The 16,035-nt window shown below is 40.0% G+C and carries 16 protein-coding genes, 2 pseudogenes and 1 riboswitch; of the genes and pseudogenes, 6 read left to right on the forward strand and 12 right to left on the reverse strand.

Annotation, left to right across the window (positions count from 1 at the left end; translation table 11 throughout):
* Positions 1–10: 10 nt before the first annotated feature.
* On the reverse strand, positions 11–562 hold the full coding sequence (locus G4P54_RS10685) for a MarR family winged helix-turn-helix transcriptional regulator (protein ID WP_069839350.1): 552 nt from the start codon (positions 560–562) through the stop codon (positions 11–13).
* Between the two features lie 285 nt (positions 563–847).
* Positions 848–1,046 (reverse strand): annotated as a pseudogene (locus tag G4P54_RS21295) (hydroxyacid dehydrogenase); the annotation flags it as partial.
* 116 nt (positions 1,047–1,162) lie between these two features.
* Positions 1,163–1,254, reverse strand: a riboswitch (SAM riboswitch).
* A 147-nt stretch (positions 1,255–1,401) separates the two neighbouring features.
* On the opposite strand from G4P54_RS21295, the gene G4P54_RS10695 reads away from it, so the two are divergent.
* Positions 1,402–3,444: a molybdopterin oxidoreductase family protein gene (locus tag G4P54_RS10695; RefSeq protein ID WP_167873864.1), complete on the forward strand. Its 2,043-nt coding sequence runs from the start codon at positions 1,402–1,404 to the stop codon at positions 3,442–3,444.
* A 104-nt stretch (positions 3,445–3,548) separates the two neighbouring features.
* The gene (locus G4P54_RS10700) at positions 3,549–3,842 is read left to right on the forward strand and encodes a hypothetical protein (RefSeq protein ID WP_024715448.1); all 294 of its coding nucleotides are present in this window, start codon (positions 3,549–3,551) and stop codon (positions 3,840–3,842) included.
* 333 nt (positions 3,843–4,175) lie between these two features.
* Here G4P54_RS10700 and G4P54_RS10705 read toward each other — a convergent pair whose 3' ends face one another.
* Complete coding sequence (locus G4P54_RS10705) at positions 4,176–4,598, reverse strand: UPF0715 family protein (RefSeq protein WP_167872639.1); 423 nt, start codon at positions 4,596–4,598, stop codon at positions 4,176–4,178.
* Positions 4,599–4,841: 243 nt separating this feature from the next.
* Between G4P54_RS10705 and G4P54_RS10710 the strand changes: the two genes are divergently transcribed.
* Positions 4,842–4,964, forward strand: a complete 123-nt coding sequence (locus G4P54_RS10710; RefSeq protein ID WP_167872640.1) for a biofilm-forming protein — start codon at positions 4,842–4,844, stop codon at positions 4,962–4,964.
* 45 nt (positions 4,965–5,009) lie between these two features.
* The gene (locus tag G4P54_RS10715) at positions 5,010–5,300 is read left to right on the forward strand and encodes a YozQ family protein (protein WP_167872641.1); all 291 of its coding nucleotides are present in this window, start codon (positions 5,010–5,012) and stop codon (positions 5,298–5,300) included.
* A 113-nt stretch (positions 5,301–5,413) separates the two neighbouring features.
* On the opposite strand, the pseudogene G4P54_RS10720 reads toward G4P54_RS10715, so the two are convergent.
* A pseudogene (locus tag G4P54_RS10720) lies at positions 5,414–5,854 on the reverse strand (methyl-accepting chemotaxis protein); the annotation flags it as partial.
* Positions 5,855–6,045: 191 nt separating this feature from the next.
* Between G4P54_RS10720 and hpaB the strand changes: the two are divergent.
* A complete protein-coding gene (hpaB, locus tag G4P54_RS10725) occupies positions 6,046–7,497 on the forward strand; it encodes a 4-hydroxyphenylacetate 3-monooxygenase, oxygenase component (protein ID WP_167872642.1) in 1,452 nt (483 codons plus the stop codon).
* A gap of 50 nt (positions 7,498–7,547) precedes the next feature.
* Here hpaB and exlX read toward each other — a convergent pair whose 3' ends face one another.
* Complete coding sequence (gene exlX, locus G4P54_RS10730; protein WP_167872643.1) at positions 7,548–8,246, reverse strand: expansin ExlX; 699 nt, start codon at positions 8,244–8,246, stop codon at positions 7,548–7,550.
* A gap of 262 nt (positions 8,247–8,508) precedes the next feature.
* A complete protein-coding gene (locus G4P54_RS10735) occupies positions 8,509–9,186 on the reverse strand; it encodes a YoaK family protein (RefSeq protein ID WP_167872644.1) in 678 nt (225 codons plus the stop codon).
* A gap of 169 nt (positions 9,187–9,355) precedes the next feature.
* Here G4P54_RS10735 and G4P54_RS10740 point away from each other — a divergent pair, with 169 nt between their 5' ends.
* Positions 9,356–10,393: a polysaccharide lyase family 1 protein gene (locus tag G4P54_RS10740; RefSeq protein WP_167872645.1), complete on the forward strand. Its 1,038-nt coding sequence runs from the start codon at positions 9,356–9,358 to the stop codon at positions 10,391–10,393.
* A 185-nt stretch (positions 10,394–10,578) separates the two neighbouring features.
* Here G4P54_RS10740 and G4P54_RS10745 read toward each other — a convergent pair whose 3' ends face one another.
* The 6 genes from G4P54_RS10745 to G4P54_RS10770 all read right to left on the reverse strand — a co-directional run bounded on the left by G4P54_RS10745 (position 10,579) and on the right by G4P54_RS10770 (position 15,972).
* A complete protein-coding gene (locus G4P54_RS10745; protein WP_167872646.1) occupies positions 10,579–11,352 on the reverse strand; it encodes an acetoin reductase in 774 nt (257 codons plus the stop codon).
* 647 nt (positions 11,353–11,999) lie between these two features.
* Positions 12,000–12,293, reverse strand: a complete 294-nt coding sequence (locus G4P54_RS10750) for a hypothetical protein (RefSeq protein ID WP_024715439.1) — start codon at positions 12,291–12,293, stop codon at positions 12,000–12,002.
* Between the two features lie 209 nt (positions 12,294–12,502).
* Positions 12,503–13,681 (reverse strand): oxalate decarboxylase, encoded by a 1,179-nt coding sequence (oxdD, locus tag G4P54_RS10755; RefSeq protein WP_167872647.1) that lies wholly within the window; start codon positions 13,679–13,681, stop codon positions 12,503–12,505.
* 120 nt (positions 13,682–13,801) lie between these two features.
* Positions 13,802–14,287, reverse strand: a complete 486-nt coding sequence (locus G4P54_RS10760) for a DUF4944 domain-containing protein (protein ID WP_167872648.1) — start codon at positions 14,285–14,287, stop codon at positions 13,802–13,804.
* Positions 14,288–14,626: 339 nt separating this feature from the next.
* Positions 14,627–15,388 carry an N-acetyltransferase gene (locus G4P54_RS10765; protein WP_167872649.1) on the reverse strand — a complete coding sequence of 254 codons (762 nt, stop codon included), beginning with the start codon at positions 15,386–15,388 and terminating at the stop codon, positions 14,627–14,629.
* Positions 15,389–15,777: 389 nt separating this feature from the next.
* Positions 15,778–15,972 carry a hypothetical protein gene (locus G4P54_RS10770; RefSeq protein WP_024715434.1) on the reverse strand — a complete coding sequence of 65 codons (195 nt, stop codon included), beginning with the start codon at positions 15,970–15,972 and terminating at the stop codon, positions 15,778–15,780.
* Between the last annotated feature and the right edge of the window lie 63 nt (positions 15,973–16,035).

Here is a 16,035-nt window from a genome sequence, read left to right on the forward strand (position 1 = left end):
TTTCTCCTTTTTACATTCTCCGTTTTGAGAATTCCTGCAATAAATTTGTTTTCAAATCGTCCCGATTTTGTTCAATGTCAAAATCAGCAGCGTTTTCTTCAAAGCCATCCTGTTCCTCTCCGTCAAAACTGTACAGTTTCTTCAATAAAACCCACAATGTTTCCAGCTCTTCCGTAGAAAACCCTTTAAATAGATCTGCCATAAAGTACACCGCTTTTTCACCGCATTCCTCCATGACACGCTTGCCTGAATCAGTAATCTTCACATTAACCGCTCGCTTGTCGCGTTTACTCGGAACAGTAATGACATAACCTCTTTTTTCAATACTACTGACAAGCCTATTGATGTTTTGTTTTGAAGTGCCTAATTTTTTTGCGATGTTGTTAAATGTCGTTTCCTCTTCCGGTAAATGCAGTATGGCAACCATCGTCATAAATTGTCTTGACGTTAAGCTTTCATAATAATCGTCTCCGCGTGATTGGATTTTGTTTAAAACAGAAAAAAGTGTAGCGTAAGATTGTTGCATTAAAAATAAATCTTTCAGTTCTTTTGAATAATCCATACTCATCCTCCTCGTTAGACAATATATTGTCTATAACATCATAACACTTCTCGATTAAATGTCAACATATTGTCTATTCTCCTTCAGGAAAGTTAAGTTTGTCAGCTCTCTCCACAAGAAAAGGACAAAAAGCGCCCCTGAAACAGGGCGCTTTCTGATTAAGATGCATATTGAGGAGATGATTCCTCCTGTACTGCTTTTTCCTCAGGTACAGGTATATGAATGCGGTTTACCACAACCTCTCTTGAAGTATTGACGAAAATCGCACTCTCTTTCATCAGTTCAAAATACGTTCTCTGTTACTTGATCGAGCTGAGTAATCAAACCTATCGTATGTGTTTCTTTTAATAGCTGAATGATTTCAACTTCCCGGTATGCCCGGCCTTGCTCCTCCTAGGATTGATAACAAACCGAGCCGAACAATGTTTCAAGCTCGCTCTTTGTGTCCTTCTTTGTTGTATGGTGCTGTAACCAAAAACGTCATGGTGCAAAACGTCCTTTTCATCATATTTTTTCATAAAAAAATCTCTTTCCGAAGATGGAAAGAGATCATATATAAGCGTGCCCTGTCTACAGACAGACGCCGGTATAAACCTTGCTTTCCTATCTTTCAAGCTGACGCTTGCTGGAATTGGTACAATACTGTTGCCAAGGTTTCATTGGACCGGTCCCTCCACCTCTCTGGATAGAAAATGTTGAATATATCATTTTCAGAATAAAGAATACGTTTATCATAAAGAATTCCAAGATTGATGTTAATCTATTTTTTCAGAATTGACGTTATCATCCGAAATGTTATAATTCTTACAAAATATCTAACTAGAGAGAGGAACTGGGCCATAAAATCTTTTGCTACACAACAAAATGGCATTTTTAAGTCCGTTTGCTCGCTTGACTGCCCGGATCAATGCGGATTGTTAATACATAAAAAAGACGGAAAAATTGTGAAAGTGCAGGGAGATCCCGATCATCCTGTCACAGCTGGAAACATATGCAACAAAGTTCGAAACATGACGGAGCGCATCTATGATGAAAAGCGGCTGACTACACCGCTTAAACGGACAGGCGCGAAAGGCCAAGCGATATTTGAACCGATTTCCTGGGAAGAGGCGATTGATACGATCACCTCCCGCTGGAAGCAGCTGATTGATGAAATGGGAGCTGAAAGCATACTTCCTTACAGCTTTTACGGAAATATGGGGAAATTGACAGCTGAAGGAATGGACCGCCGCTTTTTTTACCGCATGGGATCAAGCCAGCTTGAACGGACGATTTGCAGCAAAGCGGGATCTGAAGGCTATAAATATACAATGGGCATAAGCGCGGGAATCGATCCTGAGGAAACCATTCATACAAAACTATTTATTTTTTGGGGAATTAACGCTGTCAGCACAAACATGCACCAAATTACAATCGCCCAAAAAGCGCGAAAAAAAGGTGCCAAAATTGTCGTGATCGATGTACATAAAAATCAGACAGGGCGTCTTGCAGATTGGTTTATTCCAATAAAGCCGGGAACTGACAGCGCACTTGCCCTTGGCATCATGCACATTTTATTTAAAGAAAACCTTCACGATGAAGCATTCCTGTCTGAATACACGGTCGGCTACGACAAGCTCCGTGAACACGTGAAACAGTATAATCCGGAAAAGGTATCAATGATCACCGGGATCAGCACTGAAGATATTTATCAGCTGGCAAGAATGTATGGGAAAGTCTCCCCTTCTTTTATCAGAATCGGAAATGGAATCCAGCATCACGATAACGGCGGGATGATTGTAAGGACGATTGCCTGTCTTCCGGCGATCACCGGCCAATGGCTGCATAAAGGGGGCGGCGCAATTAAGCATAACAGCGGAATTTTAGAATATAACACAAATGCCTTGCAGCGGCCCGACTTATTGAAAGGACGCACACCGAGGTCGTTTAATATGAATCAGCTTGGCAAGGTGCTTTTGGAAACAGATCCGCCTATCCGCTCTCTTTTTATTTACGGAACAAACCCTGCCGTCGTCGCGCCGAAAGCAAACAAAGTCAGACAGGGCTTGCTGCGGGAAGACTTGTTTACTGTGGTTCATGATTTGTTTTTAACGGAAACGGCTGCATATGCGGACATTGTACTGCCTGCAACATCCGCTTTTGAGAACACTGATTTTTATACCTCCTACTGGCACCATTACATTCAGCTTCAGCAGCCGGTGATTGAGAACTATGGAGAAAGCAAGTCTAATACTGAGGTGTTCCGATTACTGGCTGAAGCAATGGGATTCACAGACCAGGAGCTCAAAGATTCAGATGAAGAATTAATCCGTCAGGCGCTTGACCATCCAGATAATCCGTATTTGACTGAGATTGGTTACGATTCCCTTTCTAAGTTTTCATTTATGAAAGCGAAACGCGAAAAGCCCCTGTTTCCAGGCAAACTTCCGACTCCAAGCGGAAAAATAGAATTATATTCAGAAAAAATGAAACAAGACGGCTTCCCGGCTTTACCGACATATACCCCTCTTATATCCGATGACGAGTATCCGTTTATGTATGTTCCGGCGCCAAACCATAATTTCTTAAACTCAACGTTTTCCAACAATGCAAAGCATATCAAGCTTGAAAAGATGCCAAAGCTTTTTATCAATACAAAAGATGCTAAAAAATACGGAATCGGTGATGGAGATCCTGTACGAATTTGGAACAGCCGGGGAGAATGCGAGCTTGCCGCTTCAGTCGGGGAACAAGTACTGTCCGGTGTCGTAGTCAGCCAAGGATTATGGGCGGATGAACCAGGAAAAAAACAGCTTGTAAACGCGCTTACCTCAGACCGCTTATCCGATATGGGCGGCGGCGCCACCTTTTTTTCAGGCCGCGTGCAGATTGAAAAGGCGTGAAAAAACACTTAAAGCACGCTCTGACCGCTTTTTTGTTTCAAAATATGAAACCCCGAGTATGCCAAGCTCGTATAACATAACATCGACATAATGGAGGCATACACATGGACGTTTTTTTAGGAATCGGTATTGCTTTGGCTGGATATTTTATCGGTGAAGGCTTAAAGCAAATGAACCATCAAAAAGGGAATGAACAGAATGATATCTTGCTTATAAAGGAACGGGATATTTTCTTTTACATCGGACATTTTTTAGGAATAACGACAGCAGAGGCAAAGCAGTTAGCCGGGGACAAGACAGACATTCCTTACATCGAAATAAACGGGAAAAAATATGTGCAGAAACATTTATTAAAAGAATGGACATTCACATTAGTTGAGAAACATCAAGGTGAATAAAACAAAACTGAGGAGAGCGAGATTCGTTGTCACGCTCTCCTCAGCTTTGCTGTATAACTCTGTGATAAACGATAAATCCCCATCAATATTCTTTCCTCAAACGGCTCAAGATCCCCGTTCCGCAATGATCGTTTTTGTTTATATCCCCTTTGATTGATGATCTTGATAAACGTATGTATCGTAAAACACTTAGCAAACCAATTCGGGTTGAATGATCTCATTTTGCTCCCATACTGTACCTTTATCCGCGGAGGATTTATTTTTTAAACTATGAAATTGACGCAGCAATGTTAGTGCAATATCCCGAATCACCGTCAATTTCCATATTCAACTTCAGTTCTCTGGTTTGCTTGACACGCCTGAAACTGTCCGTTTATAAAGGATCAGAGAGTCCCAGAACCAGTAAATCACTGCAGCTGCAATACATAACATATAATAAATGTACGATTGCAATGTCCATGCTATTGACGCAGGGTCACCAATGACCAAAAACAGGAAAACCGCGATAAAAGCTATCCCACTGTAAATCAATAGATACATGACACTGAATGTTCTCGTTTTTTTCTGCAACATCATTTGCAGTGGAAAAGCGAAAATGCCATACATCATAAAACCGTATAATAAAGCAATTGCTGCCGTAAACAATGCCATTACCATCTCGCCATACATAACGAAAGAATAAATTCCTAAAAATAAACCAAACGTAAGGCTGGATAGACCTAATGTCTTTAGATAATATGATACGATTTTTTTCATTTTTTCACCTCCTGCTTGATGATTCTCAATACTGTTTAATCCTCATTTCATCCCCAACATCCTATACGACATGCGTTAATAAAAGGTTCCAAAAATACGTTCTTTTATTAGAAAATACGCTGGGCATGAAGATCGCCTCTCCTGATTGGGGAATCGCGAATGAAAAAAGCGCATGAATACCTGATCAACAGACAAAATAAGAAGAGTTGATATGTCAACACTTTTCGAAAAGGAGTGAAACCAATGAGTAAAAAGGGAATTCAAAATTCAAGTATTGAACAAACAAGAAATGACCATGAGACTGAGACAGCTTTCAAAGCAGATGTCTCTAAAAAACATGGTTCAGATGCTAAAAAAACGAAATAAGTTTTTATGCCCGCACTAACATTTCAATTATCTGGAGGAAATAAAGTGACTCAAAAAAATGGAGCCGACAGACCTGATGATTATAAAAGATTTTCTTCATTAGACAAGGAATATGATTTTCAGCAAACTGTAAACAGCAATGAGACTGAAAGTGTAAACACCGGATCACAAGCTCATAACAAAGAAAACATGAATGACACAACGGATGTAGCCGGGAAATACTTTGAGCTCTCAGATTATAAAGGAAACACGCAATTAGAACAAGGTTTGGCTGAAACTCATGAACAAGTGAGCGATGATTATTTTGAGGGGACTATCGATCAAAATTTGGACTAGTCATTCAAGCGGAGCTAACTTGAAAGAAGGAAGTTAGTTCCGTTTTTAGTTAAATGGCTGAAAAGATGAAAACCCCACCGAATAAGATGGGGTTTAAACGTCATGTCATCTAATCAGTATTTGAAACGATTAATGACGGTTTGAAGTTCTTCCGCCAAATTGGGGTAGCGATTCTGCAGCGCAGCAGATTTCCTCCATTGAATTGAGCTGTTCCTGTGACGATGTTGCTACTGCTTCTGTATTCACTGGTGTTTCTTTTGCATGCTGAATTACTTCAACACCTGATGTAAGCGCTGAGTTGCTGCTGCGACTTCTTGTAATTGAGAAGTGAACTGTTCTACCAGATACAGTATTTCATTGAAATTCCCTGTTGTCTCTTGAGAAAGAACGATGTCTGGGCTCACATTTTCAGGTACAACCTTGATGGTATTCACCGTTTCAAATGATTCATTTTGGATAGATGTTACCATCGAATGTGTGATTGCAGATTAATTTGTTTCCTCAGCCAATTTGCGAACTTCTTCTGCCACCACCGCAAATCCTTTCCCTTGCTGCATTTAATGCTAATAAAACCGTCTGCGGAGAGCATTGCTGCTTTGTCTGCATGGTATTGGCCATTCGTCCTTTTTCGCTTTTTCTATAACGGATACTAAAATAGGCTTTTCCGATCTCAAATTGGCTGAACAGACTGTTCTTTCGAAAATATAATGATCCTGCGAGCATATTTGAAGGAGCGAAACGTCAAATGGGGATCATCAATGGAAAAGAATTCATTGACCGATTGAACGAACTAGAAAACGAAATTTGGTATGATGGCAAAAAAATAGAGGGTAACATTTCTGATCATCCTGCGTTTAAAGGAATTATCAAAACAAAAAGCTCTCTTTATGATTTGCAAACGAAGGATGAGTTCATAAACGACATGACTTATCGTCTTTCTGGAGATCATGAGCGAATTGGTCTTTCCTATCTCCAGCCTAAAACTAAGAGCGATTTGAGAAAAAGAAGGAAGATGATTGAACAGTGGGCTAGACATACTCACGGAATGATGGGGAGAAGTCCGGATTATATGAATACGGTGATGATGAGCTTTGCATCATCAGCAGAGCTTTTACGAGAAAAAGAGAATTGCTTTCCTGAACACATACTAAACTTGTATCAGAAAGCGGCTAAACACGATCTTTCCTTTACCCATACCTTCATTACCCCCCAAGTGGACCGGTCACAGTCCTATTTTGGAATCAGTGAAAAGCCGATATCCGCTAAAGTCATTGATAGAACGGAAAAAGGATTGATCATTCAAGGCGCACGTCTGCTTGCAACTCAAGGTGGATTAACTGATGAAATCTTGGTTTTTTCGGCACCGAAATTTTATTTTGAAAAGGATGAAGCTTTTGCCTTTTCGATTCCCTCTAACACAAAAGGTGTGAAATTCATCACAAGAGAATCGTTTGTATTAAGTGAATCTGCCTTTAATCACCCCTTAAGCTCAAGGTATGAAGAAATGGATTCAATCGTCGTTTTTGATCACGTGTTGGTACCCTGGAATCGTGTATTTTTTTACGATAATGTTGAAGTAGCTAATGATTTTATGGCGAGAAGCTCTTTTCATGCCTTTACCTTTCATCAGGTCGTCATTAGGCAAATGGTCAAAATTGAATTTCTATTAGGCGTTGCACAGCTTTTGGTCGATACCATTAATGTTTCTGAATATCAGCATATACATGAAAAGCTCTCCGAAATCATTGTCGGATTGGAGACAATCAAAGCACTCATTGACAAATCAGAAAATGACGCACAATTAGATGAAACCGGCTATATGCGTCCCAGTTTAATTCCTCTTCAAGTCATCAGTACAATCATTCCAACTCTATATCCTCGTTTTACTGAAATCATTCAGTTAATTGGTGCCAGCGGAATGGTGACGCTGCCGACAGAAAATGCGTTTGACTCAGAGATACGGGAAGATCTTGACCAATACCTTCAAGCAACCAATACAGATGCTGAGGAGCGTGTGAAAATCTTCCGCTTGGCGTGGGATTTAACGATGAGTTCATTTGGAACAAGGCAAACTCACTACGAAAGATTCTTTTTCGGAGATCCCATTCGGATTTCAAGCAGGCTGTATAACAGCTATCCAATGCAGCAGCAGGTGAACATGATTAAAGCATTTTTGCATGGAGATGCTGATGATTGATATCTGTTCATATGAAAAACAGCGGAAAAAAGTCCGCTGTTTCGTATTTTTTATTCAGGAAATTGTACATGCCCCGGTATTGTATATGCATTGGACGTTCCGCTTTCAGGCAGCTGCGGAATGGTGTCTTTCACAACTTTTCCGCGGATGTCAGTGATTCTGACTGTGAGAGAGCCTGTCCCTACATTCGAGCTGACAAAATGGTTATAGTCCATTTTCTCCATGTTGATCCACTTTCCGTCTTTAGCATATTCCATTTTCATAACAGGATATTTGTGATTTCTGACTTGGATGGCAGCCCACCACCTGCTGCTGCCTTCTTTGATTCGATATGTGAATTTACCGGTAATCGGGGCTTTGACAACACGCCATTTAATATTGATTTTTCCGTCTTTCATATTGCCGATTTTTCGGAAGGCATTAGGTGACAGGTCAAGAGCTCCCCGGGCGCCTTCAGGATACAGATCGGTAACGTAAACAATTGTTTTTCCTTTTGGCCCTTGCACTTCCAAATAAGAGCCTGCGAGTGCCGCTTTCACTCCCTTGTAATTGAGATCTGCCGGATTGATTGCAGCAATCTCCATATCGGAAGGAATAGGATCCAGCAGGAAAGCTCCTCCTGAATACCCTGACCCTGTATACGTGGCATAACCTTCGTGCATACTTTCATAGGCTGCCGAAGCTTGCGGGGAAAAACAAAGAATCATCAATAAAACCACACCAACAATCGCACTGATTTTCTTTTTCATACATATCCTCCTCAACCCAGATTTCAAATGAGAATCATTATCATTATAAAACTCAATCCATCTGGTTTGAAAGAGGAAATAGATTCATAGATAATTTTAAGACATATTCACTACCATTCATATATCAAAGGAAGGGTTTTTATGAAACAGACCATACGAATGAATGAGTATGCCCGTCAGCCGAATGTCTTATTTTGATTTGCTGACTGTATTGTATGGCCTTAAACGAAAAAGAAACGGGCTGTTGGCGTGTTAAGAGATATTATTTTCCCCGCCTTAGTTTCAGCTTAGCTGTCATCATGATGCCAAATATCAGCACGATCGGAACCCAAATGATGACGTCATATAAATCAGGCACGGCTAAAGCTACAATAATAGCCCCCACACAATACAAGATAATCGCCAGCGCTCTTAACACCGTATCTCTTATGAATGTCTTCTTCTGCTTCTTAAAAAACAAACGCCCGGACAAATCCTCTAAAAGAGATGCCAATGTCCCGGTCAGCACAGTTGAAGAAATACCTGCGACCCCCAGCTTTTTGGCTGCTATTGTTTGAATCCCCATGGAAATGCTCAAAAGAGTAATAAGAATGTATACAGGAACAAAAGCCGAATAAAAAGATAGGCAAGCAAAGACGAACAAAATAAATGCTTCTAGCGCCAGCGCTTTTGTCACAGCAGACGGCCAAAGCGTATTTTCTGCCTTTCCGACCATCAGTGTTGAAATAACCACACCGCACATAAATCCGATTAGCGCAGTCAAAGAATTAAAAACGGTGACTTGAAGAGATTTGCCGATAGCTAACCCCAATAATACGATATTTCCAGTCATATTAGCTGTAAACACGTGTCCCAGGCTTAAATACCCGATTACATCCACAATTCCAGCTGTTAAACATAAAAGTGAAAGCAAGATGTTTCGATACGCAGCTGCAGTCAACGATGTATCAATCCTTTCTACAATTGTTGATGTGACTTTTAGCACAATATGTATATTTTTAGGTTATAAGGAATTAATCAGGAAAATCGAACCTATCTTTCCCGCCTGTTTATTGTAATAATTATCCTCGCAAAGAAATGATTAAAAAATCGAAAAGGAGCATATTGTGATGAAACGATGTTGTTTATGGTTCGCCATGTTCAGTTTGTTATTCATTCTCTTGCCTGGAAAAGCGTTAGGTGCCGTCGATTTTCCAAACACCTCAACGAATGGGCTTTTAGGGTTTGCCGGAAATGCTAAAAACGAAAAAGGCATTTCTAAAGCGAGCACAACGGGCGGCAAAAACGGTCAGATCGTTTACATTCAAAGCGTAAACGATTTAAAAGTCCATCTAGGAGGATCCACTCCGAAAATTTTAGTGCTTCAAAATGACCTTTCTGCATCTTCGAAAACAACAGTTGCCATTGGCTCAAATAAAACACTCGTAGGCTCTTTCGCGAAAAAAACCCTTAAAAATATTTATTTAACCGCTTCATATTCATCCGGCAACGTCATTTTTCAAAACCTTACATTTGAACACAGTCCGCAGATTAACGGAAATAATGATATCCAGCTTTATTTAGATTCCGGTACCAACTATTGGATTGACCATGTCACATTCTCAGGCCACAGCTATAATGCAAGCGGAAATGACTTGGACAAACTCCTGTATATCGGAAAATCAGCAGATTATATCACGATCAGCAACTCAAAATTCGCAAATCATAAATATGGTTTGATTTTAGGATACCCAGATGATTCGCAGCATCAATATGATGGCTATCCCCACATGACAATTGCCAATAATTATTTTGAGAACTTGTATGTAAGAGGCCCGGGTCTCATGAGATACGGATACTTTCATGTTAAAAACAATTACAGCAACAATTTTAATCAGGCGATTACGATTGCTACAAAAGCCAGAATATATTCCGAGTATAATTACTTTGGCAAAGGCAGTGAAAAAGGCGGAATCCTCGATGACAAAGGTACTGGTTATTTTAAGGATACAGGCAGCTACCCGTCTCTCAATAAGCAAACCTCTCCGCTGACCTTCTGGAATCCCGGTTCTAATTACAGTTACCGAGTTCAAACGCCGGAATATACAAAAGAATTTGTCACGAAATTTGCCGGATCACAAAGTACAACTCTGGTATTCGGCTACTGACACAAAAGAGGCTTGCGCAACAAACGCCGAGCCTCTTTTTGTACTGGCTATATTTAAGGGATCTTGTTACACCCCATCAAGTCCAGGCAGGTCAAACCATACTTACCAAAAAGCGTATTTGCCTTTTCATGATAACGTCTCAATCGGCTTTCTTATTATAACAGTTTATCGCAAGTAGTTTTATGTTATCTATAAACTAGGCCGCCATCAGTTAATATTGCTTGACCGGTAATGTAATCCGAAGCATCTGAAGCTAAGAATGATACCAAATTAGCAACATCCTCAGGTGTTTGATATCTTTTAAGAGCTATATTGGAAGAAAATTTTTCAAAAGCCTCCCCTGGCTGCAAATCATCACTGTGTTTTACCATTTCCTCATCAATTCTGTCCCACATTTTCGTTTTGGCGATTCCCGGACAATATGCATTCACTGTTATATTATACTTCGCCAGCTCCTTAGCAGCTGAATGTGTAAAAGACTTCACCGCATGCTTTGTCGCTGAATATGCGCCCAGCATTTCAAATGACTCGTGCCCCGCTATGCTGCATGCGTTAATAATTTTCCCCTTTGTTTTTTGTTGCATAAACTGGTCAGCAGCTGCTTGAGTGCCAAAGACAACTCCATTCACGTTAACCTGAAATAATTTATTCAGCTGCTCTTCTGATATCTCTAAAAATGGTGAAACAGCTTCAATACCCGCATTGTTTATAAAAACATCTAAACGGCCAAACTGATTTACTGCCTCTTTAACCAAATTGAATTGGTCATCGCGTTTCGAAACATCACCTTTCACTCCAATCACATGAAAGTGTTTTTCTTTGAATGCCGAAACCGTTTCATTCAGCACTGCTTCATTGATGTCATGCAGCACTACACGAAAACCATCTTTACATAGTCTCTCTGCGATGCCTCTCCCTAATCCGCCTGCAGAACCTGTAACGATCGCTGTCTTGGACATAAACATTCCCCTTTCGCAATGAGTGATTGTGACTCTATATTTATTTTAACAAATCATGTTGTCTCTGCATCATTCAGCAAAGACAAAAGAAAGCTTGGCGCTAATATTAAATTTCTACCCGCTCTATATAACCTAAAACACTTGAATCAATGCCCTTCAGACTTAATTGTAGTGAGTAAAAACTTTTTCATATCGTTTCCCCCGCCCTTTTGATTGGAGACTTTGATCAATATAAACGTCAATCAATAAGGTCTTGGATCTTGTCATGATGCTGAATATCTATTGACTAATCTTTTTGGATGAACAGTATCATATGCAGTGATTGAGTCTCGATTTTAATATGATGTAAAGAAGTTCTTTTTCTTAGTGCCATCCTATTCTAGTTAAAATGAATATTTAGTACACAGATCAATTGGTTGATTGATTTTTTTGTTTAAAATAATATTGTTATGTAAACTTATTAACCCTTTACAGAAATGCAAGGGTTTTAAAATCACACTTTACTTTTCAGCTTTGTCAGAAAAATAACTGAACCACATTAAACTTAGAAAACCTGCAGCACCCATGATTGTAAATATGATATAAGCCCATGTGGGTAAATCCATGCGATTCCCCTCCTAAGAAATACATTAAAGAATCTTTTATCCTCACGTAAGGTCCTTTTTCTTGTCCAAATTAATGCTTAAAAAAATGTTGATGATTGCAGCTGGAAAATATAAAAATCCTACTCCCAGAACACCTGAAATTGTACTTAAACTTACGATGAAATTTTTTGTCATCACTTGACTGTCAATCAAAATAAGAAGTGTAATCAAACCAGCTAAAACACCTACAAACCAAGCATTACCAACAGCATAAGAATCATCCAGCACTCCTAGCCATTGCCCCAAGATTGAGACTCCAATAGCCGTCAAACTGGATAAGAATGTGAGTGTTTTCATTCTCGTCCTCCGTATTGATAGAATTTTAAACCATCCTATAAATGGTCAATTAACAATGGTTATCATCTCCATATAAACATGTTAAGGCCTATCTCAATACGATGCAATCAGAAAAACCCTACATAACGTAATATACATAGGGATTTAATATCGTATTCTATTGAAATGCTTAGGACTAAATTCAGCCTCTGAGTATTTAACTTGATCATTTATGTGCCGGGATATTTCACAACAGGCACTTTCTTTTTACGCAGAGAGTCGAGCATGACTGTTCCGGCATTCAAGTTGCTCTGCACCAGTTCTTTAGGTGTTAATGCCATCCACTGATTAAGTGACACATCTTCATAGCGGTCACTTTTGAACATTTCCAAAAACCATAACGTTTCTGTACCAGTGTTTTGTATATAATGCCCAGCATTAGAAGGCACGTATCCAACGTCACCTGCTCTGTAATCAAATGTGCGGGCAGTGCCATTTCCGGTAAATACGGTCATGCGTCCCTGTCCTGTCAGATAATACTGCCACTCATCGCTATTGGGATGCCAATGAAGCTCTCTCATCGCGCCAGGCTCAATCTGAACAAGTGCTGCTGCTATGTTTTTGGAAATCGGGAAGTTAGAAGAATCCACAATTCGGACGCTCCCCCCTGGCGTTTGGATAGGGGGTTGATTCAACAACTCATATTTGAAGGTCAAGGGGACTTTTCCGTATGGTGACTGTACATCTTCACTGGCGACTGATCCCGGGACATTCCCTTGATAGATATAGACTTGTTCAGAAGGAAGAGAGTGAAAAGCATTCTCTGGGACACCAAAATTTGCAGACAGAACATCTTTGGGTGTATGTGCAAGCCAATCTGAAATGGTTAACGTTGAAAACTCAGAAAAATTCCCATCATCGAAGACGAGCAGAAATTCGCAATGTTCCAATCCTTGAATCGAATGCGGAACCCCTGCTGGAAAGTACCAAAGATCGCCTGGGCCAATATCAGCGATGAAATTTCGTCCCTCTTGGTCGACCGCGGTGATACGGGCCCGTCCTAAAAGCATATAAGCCCATTCCGCTTGCTTATGCCAATGAAGTTCACGTACGCCTCCAGCGGTTAAGCTCATATTTACTCCTGCAATGGCGGTCGAAATCGGCAGCTGCCTGACGGTGATTTCACGCGACCAGCCGCCGTGATTTAATTTCATGGGAGCATCTGAGAATGAAAATCTCAAGTTCGGAATCATGCCTTCATCTGTAACAGGCGGAACAAGTATATTCGGATTTTGAATATCCCGCATCACATTTCGCGGACCCGCATCAATCGCTCCGGCTCCGTCACTCCGAATAGGCTGCGGCACGTTTCTGTCTTCATGATGGATTGATTGTTTTTCCAACAGCAAACACCTCGTTTAAAAAATTACAGGTTTTTATTTCAGCCTATGCAAGGCCTCATATTGCTGTGCCTTGAGATCGCAAATAAAAAAGTGACCACTGATGTGATCACCTGCTTATCAAATGAACTAACTTTTATACCATGGCTTCTGATATAATTTGATTTCATCTGTTTGTTTTTTTCCGCCGCCTGTTTTCCACTCTACTTTCACCAAAACGTCATGCCCGATCACTTCATCCTCAGGCATATAATCAAAGGTAGCAATGTGGTCTTCCATTTGTCCTCCGCCTGGCATTTCTTCGCCTGTATACTCTGATAAATCATAACCTTCCCTATCATCATACTTTTGGCCATCTATGTATAAAGTGATTTTCCCAACAACAGTCCTTTTTTCGTCTGTCTTACTCCCCTGCCAATACAAATTCAAAAAGTAATTAGGCCCAATTGAAGTTTTGTCCGATTTTTCAAGGTTAGAAACCCATAATCCGCTTTTCCCGCTGCCCTCATATTTCACTTTCTTTCCTGACACCGTAACAAAGGTCGATACAATGCAGATCATCAAAAATGCAGCAATCACCACTAGCCATTTTTTCATGTTGCTCTTTTTTCTCATGTTTTTCCTCACTTTCTTCTCTTTTAGTAGGATAATGGGTTGAAAATGTTACTGAAAAGAGAATAAAAAAGTGCCAGTGATACAACAACAGATCGCTGCTTTACACTTTTGAGCTTAAATTACAGTGTTACAGAGACAAAGCTGAAGCTTATAACATGCCTTTACATGCATCTTTGTTTCATTGAGTCAATCACCCTCAAAACGATTGCTTTGCGTGTCTTTTTTAACTGGTACAGAATCACCGTCTAGCATACAAGTCGCTGAAAGACCGATCGGAGAGTAAGAAAAAAGCTCAAAGAATATAGCCGCCTCATGTGAAGTGGGCTTTTGTTTTTTTAATCAAACTATTGATAGTCTATTAAGTAATTTTTCAAATTTATTTACACTCATGATCTCATGAGTCACAAATTTCCCATCAAAAAAAACACTAAAAGTCGTCCAAATGGCTGGCGATTTTTGCGCCTCTTCTTTCGATGATAACCGAATTGACTGAAATGGAATCGCTTTCTTTGCAGTCAATTCCCGCAAATCTTCTAACACGCCCACTGCAAATGGACACTGAGCTGTATAGTAAATCGTAATCCCCTTGTCATTCACAAAATCACTTTTCACCTGTTGCTTAAATGCAGGTGAAGCAGCAAGGCCATTCCATGTTAAAGCCATTAATTGAAAATAAGGGCAGGCTTCATCAAGCAAAGTAAATCCCATATGCTCAAAGAAATGCTTATCGCTTAAATAAGGAAGTTTTTTCTTTCCTGTGATATGGACAATCCCATCCATTCCGCGTGCTTTCGCATCTGCTATACACTTGTCCAACAATCGTCTCGCATGACCGTTATTTTTATATCTGCCTGATACCCAAAGGCAATTAATATACATAAAATTAGGTGCATTGATTGGCACCCATGCCTCACCTGCAGGTAAGTATTCAATAAAGACTTTTGCCCGTTCATCTAAGCGATAGAATACCAATCCTTCATCCATGCGGGCTTTGAGCCATCGCTTCTTTTCATTGACCGCATGCTCATACTGTTTCGCACCCAATGCACAGCAAATATGATTGTCTTCAATATTCTCCTTTGTGATTTCAATGTAGCTCATGTCCTCTTCTCCCCTCCTTTGAATACCCATCCCATCTCGAATACTTCTTCTCTTTCATTTTGCCAATTAAATAAAAAAACCTTCCTATATTCTTACTTTTGAAAATCAAATCCAAAGCGGTTTCCTCTTGGTATCTCTCCAGAGCACTAGTTATCCTTCGTTTTGCTTTATAGAATGATGAACTCAGAACAATATGAGTATATGTTATAAATACAGTGAGTAAAGGGGAATTAGATTTGGCGAAAAGGTTATATTCATGTCTCAATCTAGAAAACTTTGAAAATTGAGGGCTTTAACTGAGCTGCATTTTTTCAAAGATGCAGCCGCATAAATCTTTTTAAGCTTACATGCGAGGAGGTGATTTAACTGCTTGTTCATTTCAATACTTTCTATTCGTATTCAATAAAAACTTTGTGATCATCAACAAACAATTCACTTCCATCGGACAAGTGTATCCAAAAGGCTTCCTCTGGTTCTTCTCTGTAGTCATAAATCGCAGTCACTTTGACGTTTGACTCATCTTTGATTGGTTTTCCAACAGTTATTTTCGTTTTTTCCTCTGGCAAAATAATGGACCTAATCATCAAAACCATCCTATCATATTTATTTGACTCTCCCCCTCCCTTCCTCCGCAGCAGGGATAATAG

The organism is Bacillus tequilensis (assembly GCF_012225885.1).
GTDB classification, from domain to species: Bacteria; Bacillota; Bacilli; order Bacillales; family Bacillaceae; genus Bacillus; species Bacillus tequilensis.

Bases quoted from the DNA above. Each gene is read 5' to 3' on its own strand.
- G4P54_RS10685 (WP_069839350.1), bottom strand. From the start codon at position 562: ATGGATTATTCAAAAGAACTGAAAGATTTATTTTTAATGCAACAATCT.
- G4P54_RS10700 (WP_024715448.1), top strand. From the start codon at position 3,549: ATGGACGTTTTTTTAGGAATCGGTATTGCTTTGGCTGGATATTTTATC.
- G4P54_RS10705 (WP_167872639.1), bottom strand. From the start codon at position 4,598: ATGAAAAAAATCGTATCATATTATCTAAAGACATTAGGTCTATCCAGC.
- G4P54_RS10710 (WP_167872640.1), top strand. From the start codon at position 4,842: ATGAGTAAAAAGGGAATTCAAAATTCAAGTATTGAACAAACAAGAAAT.
- hpaB (WP_167872642.1), top strand. From the start codon at position 6,046: ATGGGGATCATCAATGGAAAAGAATTCATTGACCGATTGAACGAACTA.
- exlX (WP_167872643.1), bottom strand. From the start codon at position 8,246: ATGAAAAAGAAAATCAGTGCGATTGTTGGTGTGGTTTTATTGATGATT.
- G4P54_RS10740 (WP_167872645.1), top strand. From the start codon at position 9,356: ATGAAACGATGTTGTTTATGGTTCGCCATGTTCAGTTTGTTATTCATT.
- G4P54_RS10745 (WP_167872646.1), bottom strand. From the start codon at position 11,352: ATGTCCAAGACAGCGATCGTTACAGGTTCTGCAGGCGGATTAGGGAGA.
- G4P54_RS10750 (WP_024715439.1), bottom strand. From the start codon at position 12,293: ATGAAAACACTCACATTCTTATCCAGTTTGACGGCTATTGGAGTCTCA.
- G4P54_RS10760 (WP_167872648.1), bottom strand. From the start codon at position 14,287: ATGAGAAAAAAGAGCAACATGAAAAAATGGCTAGTGGTGATTGCTGCA.
- G4P54_RS10765 (WP_167872649.1), bottom strand. From the start codon at position 15,388: ATGAGCTACATTGAAATCACAAAGGAGAATATTGAAGACAATCATATT.
- G4P54_RS10770 (WP_024715434.1), bottom strand. From the start codon at position 15,972: ATGATTAGGTCCATTATTTTGCCAGAGGAAAAAACGAAAATAACTGTT.